The 24,279-nt window shown below is 63.5% G+C and carries 28 protein-coding genes; 18 read left to right on the forward strand and 10 right to left on the reverse strand.

Annotation, left to right across the window (positions count from 1 at the left end; translation table 11 throughout):
• On the forward strand, positions 1-1,068 hold the full coding sequence (gene glcE, locus GTP55_RS02900) for a glycolate oxidase subunit GlcE (RefSeq protein WP_161043487.1): 1,068 nt from the start codon (positions 1-3) through the stop codon (positions 1,066-1,068).
• Positions 1,049-2,275, forward strand: coding sequence for a glycolate oxidase subunit GlcF (gene glcF, locus GTP55_RS02905; RefSeq protein ID WP_161043488.1), 1,227 nt, complete (start codon positions 1,049-1,051; stop codon positions 2,273-2,275). The genes glcE and glcF overlap by 20 nt, the downstream gene beginning before the upstream one ends.
• Here the strand turns inward: glcF and GTP55_RS02910 are convergent.
• The 4 genes from GTP55_RS02910 to GTP55_RS02925 form a co-directional block, all read right to left on the reverse strand.
• Positions 2,267-4,765, reverse strand: a complete 2,499-nt coding sequence (locus GTP55_RS02910) for a putative bifunctional diguanylate cyclase/phosphodiesterase (RefSeq protein WP_229257714.1) — start codon at positions 4,763-4,765, stop codon at positions 2,267-2,269. The two genes, glcF and GTP55_RS02910, sit on opposite strands and share 9 nt — an antisense overlap.
• Positions 4,766-4,932: 167 nt before the next feature.
• Positions 4,933-5,418 (reverse strand): glutathione peroxidase, encoded by a 486-nt coding sequence (locus GTP55_RS02915; RefSeq protein WP_161043489.1) that lies wholly within the window; start codon positions 5,416-5,418, stop codon positions 4,933-4,935.
• Positions 5,418-6,554 carry a PilT/PilU family type 4a pilus ATPase gene (locus tag GTP55_RS02920; RefSeq protein ID WP_161043490.1) on the reverse strand — a complete coding sequence of 379 codons (1,137 nt, stop codon included), beginning with the start codon at positions 6,552-6,554 and terminating at the stop codon, positions 5,418-5,420. Before GTP55_RS02920 ends, GTP55_RS02915 begins: the two co-directional genes overlap by 1 nt.
• 12 nt (positions 6,555-6,566) lie before the next feature.
• Positions 6,567-7,610 carry a type IV pilus twitching motility protein PilT gene (locus GTP55_RS02925; RefSeq protein WP_161043491.1) on the reverse strand — a complete coding sequence of 348 codons (1,044 nt, stop codon included), beginning with the start codon at positions 7,608-7,610 and terminating at the stop codon, positions 6,567-6,569.
• Between the two features lie 59 nt (positions 7,611-7,669).
• Between GTP55_RS02925 and GTP55_RS02930 the strand changes: the two genes are divergently transcribed.
• On the forward strand, positions 7,670-8,383 hold the full coding sequence (locus GTP55_RS02930; protein ID WP_161043492.1) for a YggS family pyridoxal phosphate-dependent enzyme: 714 nt from the start codon (positions 7,670-7,672) through the stop codon (positions 8,381-8,383).
• Positions 8,384-8,386: 3 nt separating this feature from the next.
• Entirely contained in the window at positions 8,387-9,208 is an 822-nt protein-coding gene (gene proC, locus GTP55_RS02935) for a pyrroline-5-carboxylate reductase (protein WP_161043493.1), read from the forward strand.
• Positions 9,209-9,250: 42 nt separating this feature from the next.
• On the opposite strand, the gene GTP55_RS02940 is transcribed toward proC, so the two are convergent.
• The 3 genes from GTP55_RS02940 to GTP55_RS02950 all read right to left on the reverse strand — a co-directional run bounded on the left by GTP55_RS02940 (position 9,251) and on the right by GTP55_RS02950 (position 11,527).
• Complete coding sequence (locus tag GTP55_RS02940; protein WP_161043494.1) at positions 9,251-9,586, reverse strand: ElaB/YgaM/YqjD family protein; 336 nt, start codon at positions 9,584-9,586, stop codon at positions 9,251-9,253.
• Positions 9,587-9,681: 95 nt separating this feature from the next.
• Positions 9,682-10,536 (reverse strand): 4-hydroxybenzoate octaprenyltransferase, encoded by an 855-nt coding sequence (gene ubiA, locus GTP55_RS02945; RefSeq protein ID WP_161043495.1) that lies wholly within the window; start codon positions 10,534-10,536, stop codon positions 9,682-9,684.
• A gap of 55 nt (positions 10,537-10,591) precedes the next feature.
• Entirely contained in the window at positions 10,592-11,527 is a 936-nt protein-coding gene (locus tag GTP55_RS02950) for a hydrogen peroxide-inducible genes activator (protein ID WP_161043496.1), read from the reverse strand.
• Positions 11,528-11,626: 99 nt separating this feature from the next.
• On the opposite strand from GTP55_RS02950, the gene GTP55_RS02955 reads away from it, so the two are divergent.
• Genes GTP55_RS02955 through GTP55_RS02975 form a run of 5 tightly spaced genes read left to right on the forward strand, consistent with a single transcriptional unit; the run spans position 11,627 to position 15,331 of the window.
• Entirely contained in the window at positions 11,627-12,808 is a 1,182-nt protein-coding gene (locus GTP55_RS02955) for a PilT/PilU family type 4a pilus ATPase (protein ID WP_161043497.1), read from the forward strand.
• A gap of 9 nt (positions 12,809-12,817) precedes the next feature.
• Positions 12,818-13,297, forward strand: coding sequence for a D-glycero-beta-D-manno-heptose 1-phosphate adenylyltransferase (rfaE2, locus tag GTP55_RS02960; protein ID WP_161043498.1), 480 nt, complete (start codon positions 12,818-12,820; stop codon positions 13,295-13,297).
• The gene (locus GTP55_RS02965) at positions 13,294-13,581 is read left to right on the forward strand and encodes a hypothetical protein (protein WP_161043499.1); all 288 of its coding nucleotides are present in this window, start codon (positions 13,294-13,296) and stop codon (positions 13,579-13,581) included. Before rfaE2 ends, GTP55_RS02965 begins: the two co-directional genes overlap by 4 nt.
• A gap of 4 nt (positions 13,582-13,585) precedes the next feature.
• The gene (locus GTP55_RS02970) at positions 13,586-14,323 is read left to right on the forward strand and encodes an AraC family transcriptional regulator (RefSeq protein ID WP_161043500.1); all 738 of its coding nucleotides are present in this window, start codon (positions 13,586-13,588) and stop codon (positions 14,321-14,323) included.
• Between the two features lie 60 nt (positions 14,324-14,383).
• Positions 14,384-15,331, forward strand: coding sequence for a DMT family transporter (locus tag GTP55_RS02975; RefSeq protein ID WP_161043501.1), 948 nt, complete (start codon positions 14,384-14,386; stop codon positions 15,329-15,331).
• A 51-nt stretch (positions 15,332-15,382) separates the two neighbouring features.
• Here GTP55_RS02975 and trmL read toward each other — a convergent pair whose 3' ends face one another.
• Entirely contained in the window at positions 15,383-15,853 is a 471-nt protein-coding gene (gene trmL, locus GTP55_RS02980) for a tRNA (uridine(34)/cytosine(34)/5-carboxymethylaminomethyluridine(34)-2'-O)-methyltransferase TrmL (RefSeq protein WP_161043502.1), read from the reverse strand.
• Positions 15,854-15,872: 19 nt separating this feature from the next.
• Entirely contained in the window at positions 15,873-16,778 is a 906-nt protein-coding gene (locus GTP55_RS02985; protein WP_161043503.1) for a ComF family protein, read from the reverse strand.
• Positions 16,779-16,874: 96 nt separating this feature from the next.
• Between GTP55_RS02985 and GTP55_RS02990 the strand changes: the two genes are divergently transcribed.
• From GTP55_RS02990 to GTP55_RS03015, 7 genes are all read left to right on the forward strand, one after another.
• A complete protein-coding gene (locus tag GTP55_RS02990) occupies positions 16,875-17,798 on the forward strand; it encodes a methyltransferase domain-containing protein (protein ID WP_161043504.1) in 924 nt (307 codons plus the stop codon).
• A 280-nt stretch (positions 17,799-18,078) separates the two neighbouring features.
• On the forward strand, positions 18,079-19,308 hold the full coding sequence (gene coxB / locus GTP55_RS02995) for a cytochrome c oxidase subunit II (protein ID WP_161043505.1): 1,230 nt from the start codon (positions 18,079-18,081) through the stop codon (positions 19,306-19,308).
• 15 nt (positions 19,309-19,323) lie between these two features.
• Complete coding sequence (gene ctaD, locus GTP55_RS03000; RefSeq protein ID WP_110847327.1) at positions 19,324-20,913, forward strand: cytochrome c oxidase subunit I; 1,590 nt, start codon at positions 19,324-19,326, stop codon at positions 20,911-20,913.
• A 2-nt stretch (positions 20,914-20,915) separates the two neighbouring features.
• Entirely contained in the window at positions 20,916-21,023 is a 108-nt protein-coding gene (locus GTP55_RS29740) for a cytochrome oxidase small assembly protein (RefSeq protein WP_217363440.1), read from the forward strand.
• 1 nt (position 21,024) lies between these two features.
• On the forward strand, positions 21,025-21,564 hold the full coding sequence (locus GTP55_RS03005; RefSeq protein ID WP_161043506.1) for a cytochrome c oxidase assembly protein: 540 nt from the start codon (positions 21,025-21,027) through the stop codon (positions 21,562-21,564).
• Between the two features lies 1 nt (position 21,565).
• Entirely contained in the window at positions 21,566-21,760 is a 195-nt protein-coding gene (locus tag GTP55_RS03010; protein WP_161043507.1) for a DUF2970 domain-containing protein, read from the forward strand.
• A gap of 20 nt (positions 21,761-21,780) precedes the next feature.
• Positions 21,781-22,650 (forward strand): cytochrome c oxidase subunit 3, encoded by an 870-nt coding sequence (locus GTP55_RS03015; protein ID WP_161043508.1) that lies wholly within the window; start codon positions 21,781-21,783, stop codon positions 22,648-22,650.
• A gap of 41 nt (positions 22,651-22,691) precedes the next feature.
• On the opposite strand, the gene GTP55_RS03020 is transcribed toward GTP55_RS03015, so the two are convergent.
• On the reverse strand, positions 22,692-22,898 hold the full coding sequence (locus GTP55_RS03020) for a twin transmembrane helix small protein (RefSeq protein ID WP_161043509.1): 207 nt from the start codon (positions 22,896-22,898) through the stop codon (positions 22,692-22,694).
• Between the two features lie 33 nt (positions 22,899-22,931).
• Here GTP55_RS03020 and GTP55_RS03025 point away from each other — a divergent pair, with 33 nt between their 5' ends.
• Entirely contained in the window at positions 22,932-23,663 is a 732-nt protein-coding gene (locus GTP55_RS03025; protein WP_161043829.1) for an SURF1 family protein, read from the forward strand.
• Positions 23,647-24,276 (forward strand): SCO family protein, encoded by a 630-nt coding sequence (locus tag GTP55_RS03030; protein WP_161043510.1) that lies wholly within the window; start codon positions 23,647-23,649, stop codon positions 24,274-24,276. Before GTP55_RS03025 ends, GTP55_RS03030 begins: the two co-directional genes overlap by 17 nt.
• Positions 24,277-24,279 lie beyond the last annotated feature (3 nt).

A 24,279-nucleotide genomic window follows, 5' to 3' on the forward strand; every position in this document is an offset into this window, starting at 1 on the left:
ATGACTTCTTACGCTGATTTTTCCGACCGTATTCGTGCCGCCAGCGCCGCCGGTGCACCGTTGCGTCTGCGCGGCGGCGGCACCAAGGACTGGTATGGACAGGCGCTGGACGGCGAGCTGCTGGATACGCGCGCCAACAGCGGCGTCATTTCGTATGAGCCGACCGAGTTGGTGATCACGGCGCGCTGCGGCACGCCGTTGGCGGAGATCGAGACGCTGCTGGCGCAGCACCACCAGATGCTGGCGTTTGAACCGCCGCGCTTCGGCCCGGAGTCCACGATTGGCGGCGTGGTGGCCACAGCGCTGTCCGGGCCGCGTCGCGCCAGTGCAGGTGCGGTGCGTGATTTTGTGCTTGGCGCGGTGTTGATGGATGGCCGTGGCGAGGTGCTGCGCTTCGGCGGGCAGGTGATGAAAAACGTGGCGGGCTATGACGTTTCGCGATTGCTGGCCGGGTCGCTGGGCACCCTGGGCTTGATCCTGGAGGTGTCGCTGAAAGTGCTGCCGTTACCGCTGCGCGAAGCCAGCCTGCGGTTTGAAATGAGCGAGATCGACGCACTGGCGCACTTGAACGAATGGGCTGGGCAGCCGTTGCCGATATCGGCCAGTTGCTGGCATCGGGGTGTGTTGACCTTGCGCCTGTCCGGCGCGGATGCAGCGGTGCAGGCGGCGCAGCGCCGCCTTGGCGGCCAGCCGCTTGCTGAAGCGGATGCGGCGAACTTCTGGGCTGCGTTGCGCGATCAGACGCACGCGTATTTCAGTGGCGGCAGCGTGTGGCGCATGTCGGTTCCGTCGCATGCCAGCGCGATTATTCTGCGCGGGGAGCAGCTGATCGAGTGGGGCGGTTCGCAGCGTTGGCTCAAGGTGGATGATGCGGATGCGGAAAGCATACGCCGCACGGTTGCAGCATCAGGCGGTCATGCTAGCTTGTTCCGGGGTGGCGACAAGAGCGTTGGTGTATTCCATCCGCTGGCGCCGGCGGTCGCAAAGATTCAGGAGCGTTTGAAGCAGTCGTTCGATCCCGCCGGGATCTTCAATCCGGGACGTATGTATGCAAACCAATCTCGCTGATTTCATCAAGCATACGCGCGAGGGCGAGGAGGCCGATGCGATTCTGCGCGCTTGCGTGCATTGCGGCTTTTGCACGGCAACCTGTCCGACGTATCAGTTGCTGGGCGATGAACTGGATGGGCCGCGTGGGCGTATCTATCTGATCAAGCAGGTGCTGGAGGGGGAGCCGGTGACGGCCAAGACGCAGCTGCATCTGGACCGTTGCCTCACCTGTCGCAACTGCGAGACCACCTGTCCATCCGGTGTGAGGTATGGGCGTTTGCTGGATATCGGACGCAAGGTGGTGGAGGAGCGGGTGCAGCGTCCGCTGGTGGAGCGGGTCAAGCGCAAGGTGTTGGTGGAGGGCTTGGCGCGTAAGGCGGTCTTCAAGACGGCGTTGCGGGCGGGGCAGGTTTTCCGGCCGTTGCTGTCGCCGGCGATGCAGGACAAGGTGCCGCGCCAGCAGGCCGCCGGTGTCTGGCCCACGCGTGAGCATGCGCGCAAGATGCTGGTGCTGGAAGGCTGTGCGCAGCCGGCCCTGGCGCCGGATATCAATGCCGCCGCCGCGCGCGTGCTCGATGCGCTGGGCGTGCAGTTGATCGTGGCGCGGAAGGCGGGATGCTGCGGCGCGCTGCGGCATCATATGAATCAGCAGGAGGCGGCGCTGGACGATATGCGGCGCAATATCGATGCGTGGTGGCCATATGTGCAATCCGGTGCGGTGGAGGCGATTGTGATGACCGCGTCGGGCTGCGGCGTGACGGTGAAGGAGTATGGCCATTTGCTGGCGCATGATCCGGCGTATGCGGACAAGGCGCAGCGCATCTCGGCGTTGACGCGCGACCTGAGTGAGGTCATGCCGCAGTTTGAGCCGGAACTGGCGCGGCGTGCGACGGCGAAGACGGCTGGGCGCGTGGCCTATCATCCGCCATGCACGCTGCAGCACGGCCAGCAGATTCGCGGCAAGGTCGAAGGCGTGTTGCGCGCGGTGGGCGTTGATGTGGTGCTGTGTGCGGACAGCCATCTATGCTGCGGCTCGGCCGGCAGCTACTCGCTATTGCAGCCGGAGTTGTCGCTACAACTGCGCGACCGCAAGCTGGCCAACCTGCACGACACCGGCGCGGACACCATCGTCTCCGCCAATGTCGGTTGCAGCGCGCATCTGCAATCCGGCACCGACAAGCCGGTGATGCACTGGATAGAACTGATCGACCGCGCCTTAAATTAACGCCAGCTGCGACCCGCCGCCCGCCGGGTCCGCGTGCAGGCTGACGATCGGCGGCAAGCTGGCTGCAGCCTGCCACACCGCAGCTGCGGTGTCAAAGCTGCCTACCCACGCCAGCACATCATCCGCCGGCATCGGCCGCGCAATGCCATAACCCTGCACCAGATCGCAGCCGAGGCGCATCAGCATGGCGCCATGCTCGATGGTCTCCACGCCCTCCGCAATCACGCCCAGGCCGAACGAGCGCGCCAGCCCGATCACCGCGCTGACCAGATGCAGGTCATCCCGGTCCACCAGCATATTGCGCACGAAGCTCTGATCGATTTTCAGCACATCGGCCGGCAGCCGCTTCAGGTAGGACATCGACGAATAGCCGGTGCCGAAATCATCCAGCGCAAAGCTGATGCCCAGCGCCTGGCACGCCAGCATGATGCTGCGTACGTGGGCGATGTCGCTCAGCGCCGACGACTCCAGGATCTCCAGCTCCAGCATATGCGGCGGCACGTCCGGGAATTCGGCCAGGATCTCTGTCAGCCGCTCGACGAAATCGTGACGCTGGAAATGGCGCGCCGCGATGTTCACGGAAATCACCCAGTCGGCATCGAACGAGCGCCACGACTCCAGCTGCCGCAAGGCCTCGCGCAGCACCCACTCGCCGATATCGACAATGACATCGCTGTGCTCCACGATCGGCAGGAAGTCGCCCGGCGAGATGATGCCGCGCAGCGGATGCTGCCAGCGCAGCAGCGCTTCCATGCCGACGATGCGGCCTTTGCGCATATCCAGCTTGGGCTGATAGAACAGTACCAGTTCATTGTCGTGCACCGCCGCCCGCACTTCGGTGCGGCGGTTGTGGTGGGTGCGGACCTGCTCATCGAGGTCGGCGTCAAAGAAGTGATGGCGATTGCGTCCTGTGATCTTGGCCTGGTACAGCGCCTGATCGGCATGCCGCAGCAGGTTGTCGGCGCTGATGTCGTTGCCGGTATAGACCGCGATGCCGACGCTGGCCGACATGCTGACCGCCTTGCCGCTACAGACGTAATCGCGCGCCAGGGCCGCCATCAGTTTGCTCATGGCGTAGTCGATGGCGGCGCGGTCGTTCAGTTCCGGCAGCAGCAGCACGAATTCGTCGCCGCCCAGGCGCGCCACGTAGTGACGCTGGCCGGCAAAGTCGTGCAGGCGGCTGGCGGCCTGCTTCAAGACTTCGTCGCCCACCGCCTGGCCCATGGTCTGGTTCACGTGCTGGAAGTGATCGAGGTCGAACAGGCACACGGCCAGCAGGTAGTTGTGCTCACGCGCGCGCTGCACCTCCTGCTCGAAACGCAGCGCCAGCGCGGCGCGGTTGGGCAGGCCGGTCAGGATGTCGTGATTGCTCTGCCACGAAATCTGCTGCATCAGCTGGCGGCGTTCGGTCACGTCGCGGAACACCAGCACTGACCCTTGCACCTCGCCTTGCGGCGTGCGGATGGCGTTGGCGGTATATTCCACGGTGCTGGTCTGGCCGACGCGGTTGCGCAGGCTCTGGTTGCCGACCTTGACCACTTCGCCGCCGGCGTAGATCTGCTTCATCGCCTTCAGCAGCGAATGCTGGCCGAAGTTATTCGCCAACACAAACACCTGGTGCAGCTCCATGCCGCGCGCGCGCGACTCGGGCCAGCCGGTCAGCTGCTGCGCCACTTCGTTGATGGTGTCGATCTTGCCGTGCAAATCGGTGGTGATGACGGCGTCGCCGATCGACGCCAGCGTCACTTCGATGCGGTCCTTCTCCACTTGCAGCTGCTGCTGCGCCAGCAGGGTGCGGGTCAGCTGCGCGCTCAGGTCATTCTGGCTTTGCTGCAGCTTGTGCACCAGCGCCTGCACGCGCTGGGCCATGTTGTTGAAGGTGGAGGCCAGCATGCGTCCCTCCAGCGTGCCGCGCACCGGCAGGCGCACGTCGTGGTCGCCGGCCTGGAAGCGGTTGGTGGCGTCGGCCAGGCGGCGCAACATGCGCTTGTTGGCGAAGATGATGATGCCCAGCAGGGTGTAGATGATGGCCACGTTGAGCGCCGAGATCACGGCCTGCTGATGGACGTTGCGCCAGACGCCGTTCAGCGGCTGGACCGGCTCGAAATCCAGCATCAGCGTGGCGTCGCCGACGGCCAGCGTGCGGCTGTTATGGACGATAGGGCTGAGCAGCGTGAACCAGGCCGGATATTCCGGCGCCGCATGCGCGCTGCGCAACGCTTCCAGATGGCCCCCCGGATAGTCGAGCCGCGCGGCGTCGAGGTCGGCGTTGAGCAGCAGCGCCGAGGACAAGGTCGCATCGATGCCGGCGCGGTCGGGCGCCGCCAGCGCCGGCAGCAGCGCCTTGCTCAAATGCGCGGCCAGCTCATCGGCATCATGCTGATAGCGCGCGTTGGCGTAGGTGGTCTCGGACTCCAGCATCAGGTGATACCGTATGCCCACCACCATCGCGATGATCAGGAAGATGGGCAGGAACAGCCTGGAGTACATCCCCATCCGCAGCCAGGGTGACAGGATTTTTCCCATTAAGGACATAGACGACGGATTCGACAGGAAACGACCAAAATTCATTATTACCTAAAAGTTAAGCTCTGACACGTTTTTTCGGAAAACGTTTTCGGCATTTAACCTTTGTACTGGACATTTTGTTGTCGAGATCACTCAGCAAGCAGCTTTTCGATGTCAGCGATCAGCTCTTCCGGCTTGGTGGTCGGGGCGTAGCGGTTGTAGACGGTGCCATCCTTGCGAATCAGAAACTTTGTAAAATTCCACTTGATGCCTTCGGTGCCCAGGATGCCGGGCGCATCCTTCTTGAGTTTCTGGAACAGCGGGTGGGCATGTTCGCCGTTGACGTCGATCTTGGCGAACAGCGGGAAAGTGACGCCGTAGTTCTTCTCGCAGAAGGCGCCGATTTCGTCGGCCGCGCCCGGTTCCTGTGCGCCGAACTGGTTGCACGGGAAGCCCAGCACTTCGACCCCCTTGTCCTTGAATTGCTGGTAGACCGCTTCCAGTCCCTTGTATTGCGGCGTGAAGCCGCACTTGCTGGCGGTGTTGACGATCAGCAGCACCTTGCCCTTGTACTGGGCCAGGTCGACCGGCTGGCCGCTCAGGCTGTCGGCGGAGAGATCGAAAATCGTGTTCATTAAATGAGTCCCAAATGTTCGGTGCCGGCCGACAGGTCGCGGTTTTTCGCGGCCTTGCCTTCCAGCTTGATGGTCAGGCGCAGGTCGTTGACGGAGTCGGCGTTGCGCAGCGCGTCCTCGTAGGTGATCAGGTCGGCTTCGTGCAGGTCGAACAGCGACTGGTCGAAGGTCTGCATGCCCAGTTCGCGCGACTTCTTCATCAGCTCCTTGATCTCGTGCACCTCGCCCTTGAAGATCAGGTCCGAGATCAGCGGCGAGTTGAGCATGATTTCGATGGCCACCGCGCGGCCCTTGGATTCCTTCTTCGGAATCAGGCGCTGCGAAATCATGCCCTTCAGGTTCAGCGACAAATCCATCAGCAATTGCTGGCGGCGTTCCTCGGGGAAGAAGTTGATGATGCGGTCGAGCGCCTGGTTGGCGCTGTTGGCGTGCAAGGTGGCCAGGCACAGGTGGCCGGTTTCGGCGAAGGCGATGGCGTGGTCCATGGTTTCGCGGTCGCGGATCTCGCCGATCTGGATCACGTCCGGCGCCTGGCGCAGCGTGTTCTTCAGCGCCACCGCCCAGTCGTCGGTGTCGACCCCGACCTCGCGCTGGGTGACGATGCAGTTCTTGTGCGGGTGAACGAACTCGACCGGATCTTCGATGGTGATGATGTGGCCGTAGCTGTGTTCATTGCGGTAGCCGACCATGGCGGCCAGCGTGGTGGACTTGCCGGAACCGGTGGCGCCGACCATGATCACCAGGCCGCGCTTGGCCATCACCACGTCCTTCAGCACCTCGGGCAGGCCGAGCTCTTCCAGCTTGGGGATGTCGGAGTTGATGGTCCGCAGCACCATGCCGACCGCGCCCATCTGTACGAAGGCGGAGACGCGGAAGCGGCCGATGTCGCCGGGGCTGATGGCGAAGTTGGCTTCCTTGGTCAGCTCGAAGCCGGCGGCCTGCTTGTCGTTCATGATGGCGCGGGCCAGATCGAGCGTATGGGCGGCGGTCAGCGGCTGGGCCGACACCGGCGTCATCTTGCCGTCGATCTTGACGGCCGGCGGAAAGCCGGCGGTGATGAACAGGTCCGAGCCCTTCTTGGCCAGCATCAGGCGCAGCAAGTCGAACATGAATTTTGAGGCCTGATCGCGTTCCATTCTGTGCTTTCTTTAACCGGGGAAGTTGTCGGGTGACTTGGCGGCGCTGCGGGCGGCGGCGCCGCTGATGATGTTGCGGCGGACCAGGTCGGTCAGGTTCTGGTCCAGCGTCTGCATGCCGACGCTGCTGCCGGTCTGGATCGCCGAATACATCTGCGCCACCTTGGCTTCGCGGATCAGGTTGCGGATGGCCGGCGTCGCCACCATGATTTCGTGCGCCGCCACGCGGCCGGCGCCATCCTTGGTTTTCAACAGCGTCTGCGAAATCACGGCCTGCAGCGATTCCGACAGCATGGCGCGCACCATTTCCTTTTCATCGGCCGGGAACACGTCGACGATACGGTCAATGGTCTTGGCCGCCGACGAGGTGTGCAGCGTGCCGAACACCAGGTGGCCGGTTTCCGCCGCCGACAAGGCCAGGCGGATGGTCTCCAGGTCGCGCAGCTCGCCGACCAGGATGCAGTCCGGGTCTTCCCGCAATGCCGAGCGCAGCGCATTGTTGAACGACAGCGTGTGCGGTCCCACTTCGCGCTGGTTGATCAGGCATTTCTTGGATTCGTGCACGAACTCGATCGGGTCTTCGATCGTCAGGATGTGGCCGTACTCGTTTTCGTTGAGGTGGTTGACCATGGCCGCCAGCGTGGTCGACTTGCCGGAGCCGGTCGGCCCGGTCACCAGCACCAGCCCGCGCGGCTTCAGCGCGAATTCGGCGAAGATCTTGGGCGCGTTCAGGTCTTCCAGGCTGAGGATCTTGGACGGAATGGTGCGCAGCACCGCCGAGGCGCCGCGCTCCTGGTTGTAAGCGTTGACGCGGAAACGCGCCAGGCCGGGAATCGCGAACGAGAAGTCGACCTCCAGCATTTCCTCGTAGGCCTTGCGCTGCGAGTCGTTCATGATGTCATAGATCATGCCGTGCACGTCCTTGTGCTCCAGCGGCGGCAGGTTGATGCGGCGCACGTCGCCGTGCACCCGTATCATCGGCGGCAGCCCGGCGGACAGGTGCAAGTCCGAAGCCTTGTTCTTGACGGAGAATGCGAGTAGTTCGGAGATGTCCATTTATAATCCCTGTGCCCAGACGTCTATCTAGCTGTTTTAACGGTCCTTACTCATTGATTATGTCCCCGATCCGCCAGAACTTGCAAGCCATCACCGCGACAATTGTTGCCACTTCCCAAGAATCGGGCCGTCCGCCGGACGCCGTGCAGCTGCTGGCGGTGTCCAAGACGTTTGGGCCGGAGGCGGTGCTGGAGGCGGTTGCGGCCGGCCAGCGCGCGTTCGGCGAGAACTATCTGCAAGAGGGCGTGGACAAGATCCTCGCCGTGCAGCAGGCCCTGGGGGACAGCGGGCCGGCGCTGGAGTGGCATTTCATCGGCCCGATCCAGAGCAACAAGACGCGGCCGATTGCCGAGCACTTCGCCTGGGTCCACACGGTCGAGCGCGAAAAGATCGCGCAGCGGCTGTCCGAACAGCGGCCGGCCGGGCTGGCGCCGCTGCAGATTTGTTTGCAAGTGAATATCAGCGGCGAGGCCAGCAAAAGCGGCGTCGCCCCGCAGGACGTGGCGGCGCTGGCCCACAAGGTCGCCGCGCTGCCCAACCTGACCCTGCGCGGCCTGATGGCGATCCCCGAGCCGGCCGAGGACTTTGACCAGCAGCGCGCGGCCTTCGCCCAGCTGCGGACTGTATATGACCAACTGCGCGCCGACGGGCTGGCGCTCGACACGCTGTCGATGGGCATGTCGGCCGACCTGCGGGCCGCGATTGTCGAGGGCGCCACGATCGTACGCGTGGGCAGCGCGATTTTTGGCGCGCGCCATTACAACAAGGCTTGAATCATGAAAATTGCATTTATCGGCGGCGGCAATATGGCCGCGGCCCTGATCGCCGGCCTGGCGAATAAACTGACCGCCGGCGCCAACATCCACGTGGCGGACCCGAACGCGGACGCGCTGGCGCGGCTGCACCAGCAGTACGGCGTGACCACTGCCGCCGCAACCGGTGCAGCGGTCGGCGCGGCGGATGTGATCGTGCTGGCGGTCAAACCGCAAAGCATGCGCGAAGTGGCGGCGCAGCTGCTGCCGTTCCTCGATGCGGCGCGGCCGCCGCTGATCGTGTCGATCGCGGCCGGCATCCGCGGCGCCGACCTGTCGCGCTGGCTCGGCGGCCATGGCGCCATCGTGCGCTGCATGCCGAACACGCCGGCGCTGATCGGCCAGGGCATCACCGGCATGGTGGCCATGCCGGGCGTCAGCGCCGAGCAGACCAAGGCCGCCGACGACATCCTGCGCGCAGTCGGCCCGACCGTGTGGCTGGATGATGAAAGCAAGATCGATGCGGTGACGGCGGTCTCCGGCAGCGGCCCGGCCTATGTGTTCTACTTCATCGAAGCGATGCAGCAGGCGGCCGAGGAAATGGGCCTGAGCGCGGAGCAGGGCAAGCAGCTGGCGCTGGCCACCTTTACCGGCGCGGCCCAGCTGGCGCTGCAATCGAGCGAACCGGTGTCGCTGCTGCGCGAGCGGGTCACGTCGAAAGGCGGCACCACCTACGCCGCGCTGACCAGCATGGAACGCAGCGGCATCAAAGCATCCATCATCAGCGCCATGAAAGCCGCCGCCGCCCGCGGCAAGGAGCTGGGCGACGAGCTGGGCAGCGTGTGATCGGCTGTCCGGCCACCGCGCGCGACGGCGCGGCGTCCGGAATTATTTACGGCTGAGCAGCACGCCGACCAGCAGGCCGATGGTGGCGCCGACGGTGACGGCCTTCCATGGATTGTCGCGCACGTAGACGTTGACGCTGTCGGCGGCGTCACGGCTGTGGGCGAGGATGCTGTCTTCCAGCTTGCGCAGGTCGCTGATGGCGGTGCGCAGCGTGTCGTCGAAGCGGATGCGGGCGGCGGAGGCGGCTTCGCTGACGTCGTCGGCGCTGTCCTCCAGCCATTTCTCGGCTTCGTTGATGGAGCTTTTCAGGCCGTCGATCAGCTGGTCGCGGGCGGTGGCGCTGGCGGACTGGCTGTCTGCAATGTCGTTCTGACTCATGGTGACCTCGTCTGTGTGTGCTGGTGGGAAAAGAGAACCAGTGTAAGTATCGGCCAAGTCACCACTTTGCGTGCGCTCAATTGACGCTGTGAAGCCTAGCGCAGCGCGTAATCCAGCGCCACGCCGGCAAACACGGCGCCGCCCAGCCAGTTGTTGTGGCGGAAGGCGTAGAAGCAGGGATCGCGTTCGCGGTTGCGGATCAGCGTGTAGTGATAGCAGGCCATGCCGGCCGCCACCGCCAGCCCGGCCACGAACCACAGGCGCAGGCCCAGTTGCCAGCCGCACACCAGCAGAATCGCCAGGTGCAGCGCGTAGCACACCATGATGATGGCGACGTCGTAGCGGCCGAAGGTGATCGCCGAGGTCTTGATGCCGATCTTCAGGTCGTCGTCGCGGTCGACCATGGCGTATTCGGTGTCGTAGGCCAGGGTCCAGAACACGTTGCCGATGAGCAGCAGCCAGGCCACCGGCGGCACGTGGTTCTGGATCGCCGCGAACGCCATCGGGATACCGAAGCCAAAGGCGATGCCGAGGTAAGCCTGCGGAATCGCGAAGAAGCGCTTGAAGTAGGGATAGGTGCCGGCCAGAATTGCCGCCACCACCGACAGCTGCCTGGTCAGCGCATTCAGCGGCAGGATCAGGCAGAAGGCGACCAAGGTCAGCACTACGGCGATTGCCACTGCTTCCTTGCCGCTGACGCGGCCGCTGGTGATCGGGCGCTGCGCCGTGCGCTTGACGAATTTGTCGATGTCCTGGTCGGCGTAGTCGTTGATGGCGCACCCGGCCGAGCGCATCAGGAAGGTGCCGAGGATGAAGATCAGCAGCAGGTGCCAGTCCGGCACGCCGCCGCTGGCCAGCCACATCGCGATCAGCGTCGGCCACAGCAGCAGCACGGTGCCGATCGGTTTGTCCATCCGGATCAGACGAAGGTAGAGCCCCAGCTTGTTCATATGTCACTTCGGGTAACAGGAAAGCGGTGATTATCGCAAATCCTGGCGCCCGGCGTCATGCTTCGGCGCAGAGGGTGGTGATGCCCGGCAAGTTGCAGGATGCCACCACGTCGCACACGGCGTCGATCGCGGCCTTGCGGGTGAAGCTTTTGCGCCACACGATGACCACGCGGCGCGACGGCGCCGGTTCCTCGAACGGGCGGAATTGCAGCATGCCTTCCTTGGTGTCCATGTCCGGCACCGAGGCGCGCGGCAGCACGGTCAGGCCGATGCCGCTGGCTACCATGTGACGGATGGTTTCCAGCGACGACCCTTCAAAGGTGCGCTGCATGCCATTGCCCGGCGCAGAGAAACGCGCCATCTCGGGACATACTTCCAGTACCTGGTCGCGGAAGCAGTGTCCGTTACCAAGCAGCAGCATGTTCTCGGTCTTGAGGTCGTCGGCGGGGATCAGCTTGCGCTTGGTCCACGGGTGCGCGGCCGGCATCGCCACCACGAAGGGTTCGTCATACAACACTTGCATGGCCATACCGTGTTCCGGCAGCGGCAACGCCATGATGGCGGCGTCCAGTTCGCCCTGGCGCAACATCTCCAGCAGCTTGACGGTGAAGTTTTCCTGCAGGATCAGCGGCATCTGCGGCACGTTGGCTATCATGCCTTTGACCAGCGGCGGCAGCAGGTACGGGCCAATCGTGTAGATCACGCCCAGGCGCAGCGGTCCGGCCAGCGGGTCCTTGTTCTGCTTGGCGAGTTCCTTGATGGCGGCGGTTTGTTCGAGCACGCGCTCGGCCTGGGCGACGATCTGCGCGCCCAGCGGCGTGACGGAGATTTCGGCGCCGCCCCGTTCAAACAGGACCACGCCCAATTCGTCTTCGAGTTTCTTGATGGCGACCGACAACGTCGGCTGGGCAACGTAACAGGCTTCGGCCGCGTGTCCGAAGTGCTTCGCCCTTGCCACGGCGACAATGTATTTCAGTTCGGTCAGTGTCATGAAGTTATTTGAACACAGGCGATGCTGGGATGCAATAAAGGAACGCCAAGTTGAGCTATTGTAGCGGAATATAATGCGACGACAATCCGAAAGGCGTATATGTCCACCACATTTGGTCCGGAAGAAGCTCAGGCCTATCTGCACAAGTTGCTGAAGGTGATGCACCACACCGGCGGTTCGGACTTGTTCATCGCCGCCGATTTCCCGCCCAGTATCAAGGCGCAAGGGGCGATGAAGCCGTTGAGCCAGCAGAAGCTGAGCGGCAGCGTGACGCGTGCACTGGCGCTGTCGATCATGAACGACAAGCAGCAGCGCGAGTTCGAGACCGAGCTGGAATGCAATTTTGCCATCTCGCTACCGGAGGTGTGCCGGTTCCGCGTCAATGTCTTCGTGCAGCAACAGCATGTGGGCATCGTGATCCGCACCATCGCCTCCGAGATCCCGACTCTGGAAAAGCTGGAACTGCCGGAGGTGCTGAAGGACATCGTTATGACCAAGCGCGGGCTGGTGCTGGTGGTCGGCGGCACCGGTTCCGGCAAGTCGACCACGCTGGCGGCGATGATCGATCACCGTAACGCCCATTCGGCCGGCCATATCATCACGGTGGAAGATCCGGTCGAGTACGTGCACAAGAACAAAGCCTGCCTGGTCACGCACCGCGAGGTCGGCGTCGATACGCTGTCGTGGCACAACGCGCTGAAGAACACGCTGCGCCAGGCGCCGGACGTGATCCTGATCGGCGAGATCCGCGACACCGAAACCATGGAGCACGCGATTGCCTTTGCCGAAACCGGCCACCTGTGCCTGGGCACGCTGCACGCCAACAACGCCAACCAGACCATGGACCGCATCATCAACTTCTTCCCGGAAGAGCGGCGCAACCAGCTGCTGATGGACTTGTCGTCCAACCTGCGCGCCATCGTTTCGCAGCGGCTGATCCGCACCGAGGATGGCACGGGCCGCAAGGCGGCGATTGAAATTTTGCTCAACACGCCCACCATCGCCGAGATGATTTTCAAGGGGAATTTCCAGAGCATCAAGGAGATCATGCACAAATCGCGCGAACTGGGCATGTGCACGTTCGACCAGGCGCTGTATGAACTTTATAATAAAGGCTATATTGCCTACGAAGAGGCGCTGCGCAATGCCGACTCGGCCAACGGCCTGCGCTTGCAGATCAAGCTGCACGGCGGCCGCGCCGAACCGGGCGAGGGCGGCGCCGCCTTTGGCGCGCTGAGCATTGAACAAGAAGCAGCACCAGACCACGAATCCAACACCTAGAAACCAGCCATGCCTCAATTTGAAGAAAAAATCTGCACCCGCGAACAACTGGCCGCCCGCGTCGCGGCGCTGCCCAAGCCGGTCGTGCTGACCAACGGCGTATTCGACATCCTGCACCGCGGCCACGTCACCTATCTGGCGCAGGCGCGCGCGCTGGGCGCCTCGCTGGTGGTAGCCGCCAATACCGACGCTTCCGTCAAACGGCTGGGCAAGGGCGACGACCGCCCGCTCAACACCGCCGCCGACCGCATGGCGGTGCTGGCTGCGCTGGAGTCGGTCAGCTTGGTGGTGGACTTTGACGAAGACACCGCGCTGGAAGTGGTGCAGCAGGCGCGTCCGGAAATCTACGCCAAGGGCGGCGATTACCAGATGGATGCGATTCCCGAAGGTCAGGCGGTGCTGGCTTACGGCGGCCAGGCGGTCGCCATCGATTTCGAGCACGACCGCTCGACCACCAAGCTGCTGACCAAGGTTCGCACGTTCAAATGAGACTGATCCTTATCCTGGTGGCGGTGCTGGCGTTTTTGCTGGCGCTGTGGGGACCGCCGCTGATGGTGGCGCGCCGCTTCTGGCTACGCGCCAATCCGTGGGCATTCCGTAGCCTGCGCTTCGTGCTGCCGGGGCAATTGATCACAGCAGTGACGCTGGCCTTTGCCGCCGAATTCTCCGGCTTGCGCAATCCGGCCGCCATCATGGCGGCCACGACGATTCTGGTGGGCTTGCTGGGCGCCGGCCTGCTGGCCCTGCTGGCGCTGTGGGCGGTCCGCCGCTAACGCCATGACAGCGACCGGAATCGACTTGCGCAGCTACAGCGCGCCATTCTCGGATGCGCACGATTTCGCCCAGATGGTGCTGCCGCTCAGGGGCAAGCTGATGCTGGATATCAACGGCGCCAGCGGTGTGCTGCATCCGCTGCGCGCTGCCTTCATCGCGCCGGGACTGGTGCACACGCAGTTTTCGCAGGAATCCAATCAATCGTTGATCCTCGACTTCGACCTGGCCGGTGTGGCGCCTGAGACGGCGGGGCGGCTGGCCGAACGTCCGTATGCGCCGATCGGGGCGGCGAGCGCCAGGCTGATCGACTTCATGGGCCTGATCTATGCGCAAGGCGCGGCCGGCGCCGGTGTACTGACGCACTGGACACCATTGCTGCTGGAATCGCTGACCCACCAGCCGCTGCGGCCCGCCTCGCGCCTGCAGGCAGCGCTGACGCAGTTTGAAGCAGCGCCCGGCCAGCCATGGAATACCGATAGCATGGCGCGCCTGGCCTGCATGAGCGTCAGCAGCCTGCACCGCGTGTTCCGCGAAGAACTCGACACCACCCCGCAGGCCTGGCTGAACGCGATGCGGCTGCGCTTCGTCTGCCGCCAGCTGGTGGAATCGTCGCAGCCGATTGCACAGCTGGCCACGCAGGCCGGTTACGCCGACCAGAGCGCACTGACGCACGCCATGCGGCGCGCGATGGACATCACGCCGCTGGCTTACCGCAAGCAGGGCCAGACAAAAATCCGCTAGTCCCACACAATCCTTGCGCGGTGCGCGCCGCCACAATGGTTCCCGGAAAAGGAGAACTGTATGTGGTATGGCGTGTTATGCGGCCTTGCGGCCGGAGCCTTCTGGGGCATGATTTTTGTGATGCCGCGCTGGCTGGCGGAATTTTCGCCGATGGAGCTGGCGCTGGGACGCTACCTGGCCTATGGCCTGATGACCTTGTTGTTACTATTGCCGCGCCTGAACGGCCTGCTGCGCCGCGTGACGCGGGCCGAGTGCGCGGTGCTGTTGCGGCACGCGCTGGCCGGCAACATCGTCTATTACCTGCTGCTGTCGACCGGCGTGCAACTGGCGGGCGTGGCGGCGGCGTCGCTGATCATCGGCATGCTGCCGTTGAGCGTGACCCTGCTGGGGCGACGCGACCATGGCGCCTTGCCACTGCGGCAACTGGCGTGGCCGCTGACGCTGGTGGCGGCGGGCATCGTCTGCATCAACCTGGACGTGTTCACGCATGCGCAGGGCGCGACGCAGCCTTGGACCAAGGTGGCGCTGGGCATGTTGTGCGCGTTCGGCGCGCTGCTGTGCTGGACGTGGTACGCGGTGGACAACGCCCGCTTCCTCAAACGCAACCTGCATTTCAGCGGCGCCGAGTGGTCGGGCTTGTACGGTTTAAGTACCGGCCTGGTGGCGCTGGCCTTGGGGGCGGTGGTAATGGCGGTTGGCGGCGACGGTGCAGCGGGGCGCGACTGGTGGCGTTTCTGGAGCGTGGTGACGATCGTCGCGCTGGGCGCGTCGGTGATCGGCAACCAGCTATGGAACCTCGCGAGCCGGCGCGTGCCGGTCACGCTGTCGGGCCAGCTGCTGCTGTTTGAAACCCTGTTCGGCCTGTTGTACGGCTTCCTCTACCAGCACCAGATGCCGCGTCCGCTGGAACTGCTGGCCATCGTGCTGCTGATCGCCGGCGTCGCCGGCTCCGTATGGAAACACCAACCCGGGGTCAGGTCTCCCATTTCTACAGGAGCTGAGCCGTAGCAGCCGGCTAGGGTTGAGGTCGTGTAGAAATGGGGGACCTGACCCCGGAGTTCAGGCGCCGCCGGCGTAGCCGTTCTGGCGCCAGGCTTCGAAGACCACCACGGCGACGGTGTTGGCGAGGTTCATGCTGCGGTTGTCGGGCCGCATCGGCAGGCGGATGCGTTGCGCCGGCGGGAAGGTGTCGCGCAGCGCTGGCGGCAGGCCGGCGGTTTCCGAGCCGAATACGAACACGTCGCCCGGCTGGAAGCTGGCTTGGGCGAACGGCGACGAGCCGTGCGTGGTCATCGCGTACATGCGCGCCGGGTCGGGCTGAATCTCGGCCAAGAAGGCGTCCCAGTCCTTGTGCACTTTCATGCGGGCATATTCGTGGTAGTCCAGGCCGGCGCGCTTGAGCTTGGCGTCTTCCAGCGGGAAGCCCAGCGGTTCGATCAGGTGCAGCTGGGCGCCGGTGTTGGCGCACAGGCGGATGACGTTGCCGGTGTTCGGCGGAATTTCTGGGTGGACCAGGACGACGTGGAACATGCTTTTTTCCTTTGCTATATCAGTGCGGCGGCGTGCGGGCGAACACGAAGTTGCTGACCCGCGCGGCGCCGTGGCGTTTTAATGTTGCCGCCACTTCGTTCAAGGTGCGGCCGCTGGTCATGACGTCGTCGACGACGCCGATGTGGCGACCTGCCACCAGGGCGGCGTCCGGCACCGCGAAGGCGCCGGCGATGTTCTGCTGGCGCCGTTCGGGGGCGACGCTGCTCTGGGCGGCGGTTTCACGGACCCGCTGCAACAGGCGCGGCGCCAGCGCGATGCCCAGGCCGCGTGCCAGCGGCCGGGCGATTTCCAGTGCCTGGTTGTAGCCGCGTCCCGCCAGCCGGCGCGGTCCCAGCGGCACCGGGCACAGCAGGGCGGGCAAGGCGACATTGCCTTCAGCCAGCACGGCGTCGCGCAGCAGACGCGCGCACAGCGGGGCCAGCGCCAGGCGGTGGCCGAATTTCAACTGCAGCACCAGCTGGTCGACCGGCAAAGCGTAGTCGGCAGCGGCCAGCGTGCGGTCGAAGGCCGGCGGGGCGGTCAGGCAGACGCCGCACAACTGGCCAGCCATCGCCGTTCGCCCAGGCGCGCCGGGGCGGCCTTGCGGCGCTCCCGCTGTTGCCTCAACAGCACCCGACGCCTGGCCGGGCAGCGGGTTGGCGCAGCGCGGGCAGCGGGCGATGGCGGCGGCGGGACCGAAGAATTGCGCTGCGCAGCCGGCACACAAGGCGTCGTCGCTGTCGCCGCCGCACAGGGCGCAAGCGCTGGGCAACAGGTGGCGCAGCAGGCCACGCGCACTATGTCGCAGCAACGCGCGTAGCCTCGCGCCGCACGCTGGCCCCGCAGCCGCAGCCGCAGCCAGCGCCGCATCCGGCGCCGTACTAGTCGCCGGATCGCCGGCCGTAGCCCCGATCTTGTCATTCATGCCACGCCTCCGCCCTGAAAACCGCTCCGGTCGTCGTCGCGATGGCGTTCAACCATGTACACTGCCGACATTATCGCATTACAACGACCTATCATCATGCAAGTCCCCGCCAATCCCCCCAAACTGAGCGCTCCGATCGACCTCGAGCGCGTCCGTCAGCTGTTTTCCCGTCCGCAACGTATTGCCCCGGCCGATTTCCTGCGTCGGGAAATATCATCGCGCATGTTCGACCGGCTGGAATTGATTAAAATAGCGCCTTCGCGCGTTTTGGATGCCGGCTGCGGCAGCGGCGCCGATCTGCCGTTGTTGCAAAAAGCCTATCCCACCGCCCAGATTGTGGGCCTGGACGCCGCCGAAGCGATGCTGCGCACGGCCCAGGGCCCGGGCGCCAAGTCGTCGTCGCTGAACCAGCTGCTGAGCAAGCTATTGCCGTCAAGGAGCGGCGTCGAGCTGCTGTGCGGCGATTTTGCCGACTTACCGCTGGGCCCGAACTCGCTGGATCTGGTCTGGTCCAACCTGGCGCTGCACTGGCACCCGCAGCCGGACCGCGTGTTTGCCGAATGGCGCCGCGTGCTGCGCGTGAACAGCCTGCTGATGTTTTCCTGCTTCGGCCCGGATTCGCTGCGCGAGCTGCGCACCGCCTTTGCCGAAGCCGACCTGGCGCCGCACGTGTTGCCCTTCGTTGACATGCACGATTTCGGCGATCAGCTGGTCGAAGCCGGGTTTTCGACCCCGGTGCTGGACATGGAAACCATCACCGTGACCTACGATACGCCGCTGGCGTTGTTGTCGGACGTGCGCGCTTTGGGCGGCAATCCGCTCACCACGCTGCGCCGCAGCATGATGGGCAAGGTGGCCTGGCAACGCATGCTGGGCACGCTGGAACGGGGCCGCCGCAGCGACGGCAAACTGGGCTTGACCTTCGAGGTTATCTACGGCCACGCGTTCCGCCCGGCGCCCAAGGTGACTTCCAAGGGCGAAGCGATCATCCGCTTCGATCCGCCGCGCAAGCCGCGCTAAATGCGGGTTTCATGTTGCCATGCGGCGTAGGGCCGTATGGCAACACCATAGTTTATTGCTTGATGTGCTACGTTTTTGTTCTATATAATCAATCACTAACTTTGCCACCATGGCAAACAAGGTATCGAATACGAACGTGCAGTGAATTAAGCAGAAGCATTAAGCAGAATCGCGCATCCAACGATGCGGTGGTTGTTTAAGGAGCGTCGCCGGTTCAGTTCACCGATAGCCGGCAGGACGTTAAAAAAATATTTTAATTTCTTGGGCAGTTGGGGAAAACATGACATATGCGAAGCGACTTCAAGCGTTGATGTTCGGGCTGGCCATGCTGGCCGCCGGGGCACCAGCGTGGGCAGCTGACACCGCAACCGGCGCCGCAGCCGGCACCTACGGCGCCGCCACCGGGGGTACCGGCGGCCCCATAGCCGGCGAACTGAACCTGCAACCACCCGCCACCCGCATCGCCACCGAAGTCTACGACCTGCACAACTGGATGATGGGCGTCTGCCTGGTCATCTTCATTGCAGTGTTCGGCGTGATGTTCTATTCGATCTTCAAGCACCGCAAGTCGCTCGGCCACAAGCCGGCCACCTTCCACGAATCCACCGCTGTCGAGGTGGCCTGGACCATCGTGCCGTTCCTGATCGTGATCGGCATGGCGCTGCCCGCCACCCGCACCGTGGTCGGCATGAAGGACACCTCCAACGCCGACATCACCATCAAGGTCACCGGCATGCAGTGGAAGTGGGGCTACGATTACCTGAAAGGCGAGGGCGAGGGGATTTCCTTCCTGTCCAATCTGTCGACGCCGCGCGCGCAAGTCGGCGCGCCAGGCTTCGCGCCGACCGAGAAACGTGGCGACAACTATCTGATGGAAGTCGATAATGAGGTGGTGGTGCCGGTGCACCGCAAGATCCGCATGATTACCACCGCCAACGACGTCATCCACTCATGGTCGATTCCGGCGTTTGCGGTCAAGCAGGATGCGATTCCCGGCTTCGTGCGCGACGCCTGGTTCAAGGCCGAACACACCGGCACCTTCCGCGGCTACTGCTCGGAGCTGTGCGGCAAGGAGCACGCCTTCATGCCGATCGTGGTGCGGGTGGTCAGCGACGCCGACTACAAGGTCTGGGTCGACGGCAAGAAGAAGGAAATGGCGGCGCTGGCCGATGATCCGAACAAAACCTGGACCATTGACGAGCTGAAGACCAAGGGTGAAAAAGTCTACAGCACCAACTGCGTGGCCTGCCACCAGGCCAACGGCCGCGGTTTGCCTTCGACCTACCCGGCGCTGGACGGTTCGCCGGTGGTGACCGGACCGAAAGCGGAACAAATCAGCGTGCTGTTGCACGGTAAAAAGAGCGGGAAATATCCCGTCGAAATGCCTTCTTGGAAGCAATTGTCGGATACGGATATCGCGGCTGTCATTACTTACACCCGCAATAGCTGGACGAACAAGGCTGAGGAAAACATCGTTCAACCAGCCGAAGTTGTGGCTGCACGTAAGTAATCAGGAGCGTTACAGATGAGCACTACTACTTTGGATCACGGCCACGAGCATGACCACGCCCACGACCATCCCCATGGTCCGGCGCGCTGGCTGTTTGCCACCAACCACAAGGACATCGGTACGCTGTACCTGTGGTTCTCGTTCATCATGCTGCTGTCCGGCGGCGTGCTGGCGCTGATGATACGCACCGAGCTGTTCAAGCCCGGCCTGCAATTCTTCCAGCCTGAATTCTTCAACCAGCTGACCACCATGCACGGCCTGGTGATGGTGTTCGGCGCCATCATGCCGGCCTTCGTCGGCTTCGCCAACTGGATGATTCCGCTGCAGATCGGCGCCTCCGACATGGCGTTCGCGCGCATGAACAACTTCTCGTTCTGGCTGCTGCCGCCAGCGGCGATCCTGCTGGCCACCTCGTTCCTGGCGCCGGGCGGCGCCACCGCCGCCGGCTGGACGCTGTACGCGCCGCTGTCGACGCAAATGGGACCGGGCATGGACATGGCCATCTTCGCGATGCACCTGATGGGCGCCTCGTCGATCATGGGCTCGATCAACATCATCGTCACCATCCTCAACATGCGCGCACCCGGCATGACCTTGATGAAGATGCCGATGTTCTGCTGGACCTGGCTGATCACCGCCTACCTGCTGATCGCCGTGATGCCGGTGCTGGCCGGCGCCATCACCATGACGCTGACCGACCGCCACTTCGGCACCTCGTTCTTCAACGCCGCCGCCGGTGGCGACCCGGTGATGTACCAGCACATCTTCTGGTTCTTCGGCCACCCCGAGGTGTACATCATGATTCTGCCGGCGTTCGGCATCGTCTCGCAGATCCTGCCGGCGTTCGCCCGCAAGCAGCTGTTCGGCTACGCCTCGATGGTGTATGCCACCGCGTCGATCGCGATTCTGTCGTTCATCGTCTGGGCGCACCACATGTTCACCACCGGCATGCCTGTGACCTCGCAGCTGTTCTTCATGTACGCCACCATGCTGATCGCAGTGCCGACCGGCGTGAAGGTGTTCAACTGGATCGCCACCATGTGGCGCGGCTCGATGACGTTTGAAACGCCGATGCTCTTCGCTGTCGGCTTCATCTTCGTGTTCACCATCGGCGGCTTCACCGGCCTGATCCTGGCGGTAACGCCGATCGACATCCAGCTGCAGGACACCTACTACGTGGTGGCGCATTTCCACTACGTGCTGGTGGCTGGTTCGCTGTTCGCGCTGTTCGCCGGCTTCTACTACTGGTCGCCGAAATGGACCGGCCATATGTACAACGAGACCATGGGCAAGACCCACTTCTGGCTGTCGCTGATCACCTTCAACGTCACCTTCTTCCCGATGCACTTCCTGGGCTTGGCCGGCATGCCGCGCCGCTACGCCGACTACTCGGCGCAGTTTACCGACTTCAATATGGTGGCCACCATCGGCGCCTTCGGTTTCGGCCTGTCGCAAGTGTTCTTCCTGTTCTTCGTGATCCTGCCGACCATTCGTGGCGGCAAGAAAGCCGAAGCCAAGCCATGGGAAGGCGCGGAAGGCCTGGAGTGGACCGTGCCGTCGCCGGCGCCGTTCCACACCTTCGAAACCCCACCAGAGTTCAAATAATCATGAACGGGCAAAAGAAGCCGAACAACCTGCGCACCGCCTTGATCCTGTTCGGCCTGGCGGCGTTCTTCTTCGCCTCGGTGTTCGTCAAGCGCATCTGGCTGAGCTGACATGACCGAGAACAAAAAGCTGCTGGGCAAGCTGATCGTCATCGCGACGGTGATGTTCGGCTTTGCCTATGCGCTCAATCCGTTCTACCGCCAGATCTGCGAAGCGCTGGGCATCAATGTGCTGACCCAGAAGGACGGCACGGTGGCGCTGGACCAGAACACGCAGGTGGACAAGAGCCGCAACGTCACCATCGAGTTCGACGGCAACGCCCAGGGACCATGGCGCTTCCGGCCGACGCAGGCCAGCATGACGGTGCATCCGGGCGAACTGAACACGGTGATGTACGAAGTGGTCAACACCCAGCCGCGCGAGATGAATGCGCAGGCGATCCCGAGTTACGCGCCGCAGAATGCGATGCCGTATTTCATGAAAGTGGAATGCTTCTGCTTCAAGCAGCAAACGCTGAAGCCGAAGGAAGCGCGACAGATGCCGGTGGTGTTCTACATCGATCCGAAGCTGCCCAGGGATGTGAAAACCATCACGCTGTCGTATACCTTCTTCGAGGTGGGCGGCGGGCTGGTGAAGACGGCGGCCAACTGAGATGGCGGACAAGCCCGGGTTCCTGTATTCGCTCAAGGCCGTGCTGTGGTCGTTCGTGGGGTTGCGCCGCAAGCGCGATTTCGACGCCGACCAGCAGGGACTGAATCCGCTGCACATCATCATCGCGGCCTTGCTGGCGGTGGCGGTGTTCATCGGCGTACTGATAACAATCGTCAAATTCGTAGTCGCTAAATAAGTGAAAATGGGGAGATGAAGATGAGTTCAACAAGTCCACAGGGCGCCGCGGCACCGTATTATTTCGTGCCCGGTCCGTCGCGCTGGCCGCTGCTGGCCGGCCTGTCGCTGCTGGTGACCATGATCGGCGCCTCGGCCTGGGTCAATGATGCGTCATGGGGGCCGGCCGCCAATCTGATCGGCATCCTTGGCACCATTACCGTGCTGTATTTCTGGTTCGGCGACGCCATCAAGGAATCGGAGGGCGGCTTGTACAGCCAGCGCATCGACCATTCCTATCGCTGGTCGATGAGCTGGTTCATCTTCTCCGAAGTGATGTTCTTCGGCGCCTTCTTCGGCGCGCTGTTCTATGCGCGCAGCATCTCGATGCCTTGGCTGGGCGACCTGGACAGCAAATTCGTCTGGCCGGACTACGCGCCGTCCTGGGGCGGCGCCACGCCGGCCGGCACGGTGGAGGCGTTCCAGACCATGGGGCCGTTCCCGATCCCGACCATCAACACCGCCTTGCTGCTGACCTCGGGCGTGACGCTGACCATCGCCCACCACGCGTTGCGCGCCGGCCATCGCGCGCAGACGGCGATCTGGCTGTTTGCCACGGTGCTGCTGGGGGCGGTGTTCATGGGCTTCCAGGCGTATGAGTATCACCATGCGTACACCGAACTGAATCTGAAGCTGACCTCGGGCATCTACGGTTCGACCTTCTTCATGCTGACCGGCTTCCACGGCTTCCACGTGACGATGGGGGCGATCATGCTGTCGGTGGTGCTGTACCGCGTACTGAAGGGACATTTCACGCCGGACAACCACTTCGCCTTTGAAGGCGCGGCCTGGTACTGGCACTTCGTGGACGTGGTGTGGCTGGGCCTCTACGTGGTGGTCTACTGGTTATAATGGCATACGCCGCAAAAGCCGCACACGGTGCGGCTTTTTTTTTAGCCCATGCGGATGCCCTTGGGCTGGATGTAGCCGAGCTTGTAGGCCAGCAGGATCAGCAGGAATAGCGTGATCGACAGCGCCACCCGCACCGCCAGCGAGCGCACGGTGTTGTTGCTGCGGCCCTTGTCGCGCATCAGGAAGAACAGCGCCGATCCCAGGCTGCCAAGGATCAGCATGAATGCAATGGCAATAGCAATTTTCATCTCATGAGGGAGTGGCGATTTGATCGAGGTTCCATTGTAATGGCGTTCCGCTTTAAATTGATTCCTTTCGTGGCCACAGTGCTGGTGGTGGCGCTCGGCATACAGCTGGGCAACTGGCAGGAGCGCCGCGCCAACGACAAGATCGCCTTGCAGCACAAGCTGGCGCAGGGCGTTGAGGCGGTGCCGCTGGTGCTGGATGGCGCGCCGCTGGCGGCCGATGCCGTGGCCTGGCGCCGCATCACCGTCAGCGGCGAGTTCGTGCGCGACTGGCCGGTGTATCTGGACAACCGCCCGTACCAGGGCCGGGCCGGATTCTATCTGCTGATGCCGTTTAAAATAGCGGGGTCGAACATGCACGTGCTGGTGGCGCGCGGCTGGCTGCCGCGCGATCCGGCGGTGCGCGACAAGTTGCCGGTGTACGCCACGCCGGATGGCACGGTCACTTTGCAGGGCGTGGCGCGGCTCAATGCCGGCCATGTGATGGAACTGGGCACGACGCCGCCGCTGACACCCAACGCCATCGTGCAGAACGCCGATCCGCTGCAGGTGGCCAAGGACAGCGGCCTGACCATGCAGCCGTTCGTTGTGGAGCAGGGCATGCCGGCCCAGCCGGCCGGCGACGATGCGCAGCTGGTGCGCGACTGGCCGGCGCCGTCGCTGGGCGTGGAAAAACATCAGGGCTATGCCTTCCAGTGGTACGCACTGTCGGCGATGGCGGTTATCTTCTTTGTGGTGAACGGATTCAGACGTGGAAAAAGCAAATAATGTGTCGCGCGGCCGCTGGAAACTGCTGGCCGTGCTGGCGGTGTGCGCGGCGCCGCTGATTGCGTCATACTTCACCTATTACGTGATCAAACCGAAGGGCGGCGTCACCAATTATGGCGCGCTGATCGATCCGCGCCAGTATCCGATTCCGGCCATGGCCAGCACCACGCTGGATGGCAAGCCGGCGCGGCTGGAGGATTACAAGGGCAAGTGGATCATGTTGAAAGTCGGGCCGTCCGATTGCCAGCAGGACTGCCAGGACCAGCTGTTTGCGATGCGCCAGCTGCGCACCATGCAGGGCAAGGAGATGGAGCGCATCGAACGGGTGTGGCTGATCACCGATAACGAGCCGCTGGAAACCATGCTGCTGCGCGTGAATGACGGCACCCGCATGCTGCGCGCGCCGGCCGCCGTGGTGGACCAGTGGCTGCCGCTGGATGGCAGTAGTGGTACGGACGGCGCGGACCGCGTGTCCGATCATGTGTACCTGATCGACCCGCTGGGCAATCTGATGATGCGCTTCCCGAAAGGCGCGGTGTCCAGCGATGTGGAGAAGGTCAAGCGGGTCCAGAAGGACATCGCGAAATTGTTGAAGGCTTCGGCCATAGGTTAAGTT

Origin of the sequence: Duganella margarita (assembly GCF_009857535.1) — a bacterium.
In the GTDB taxonomy this organism is placed as follows: Bacteria; Pseudomonadota; Gammaproteobacteria; order Burkholderiales; family Burkholderiaceae_D; genus Rugamonas; species Rugamonas margarita.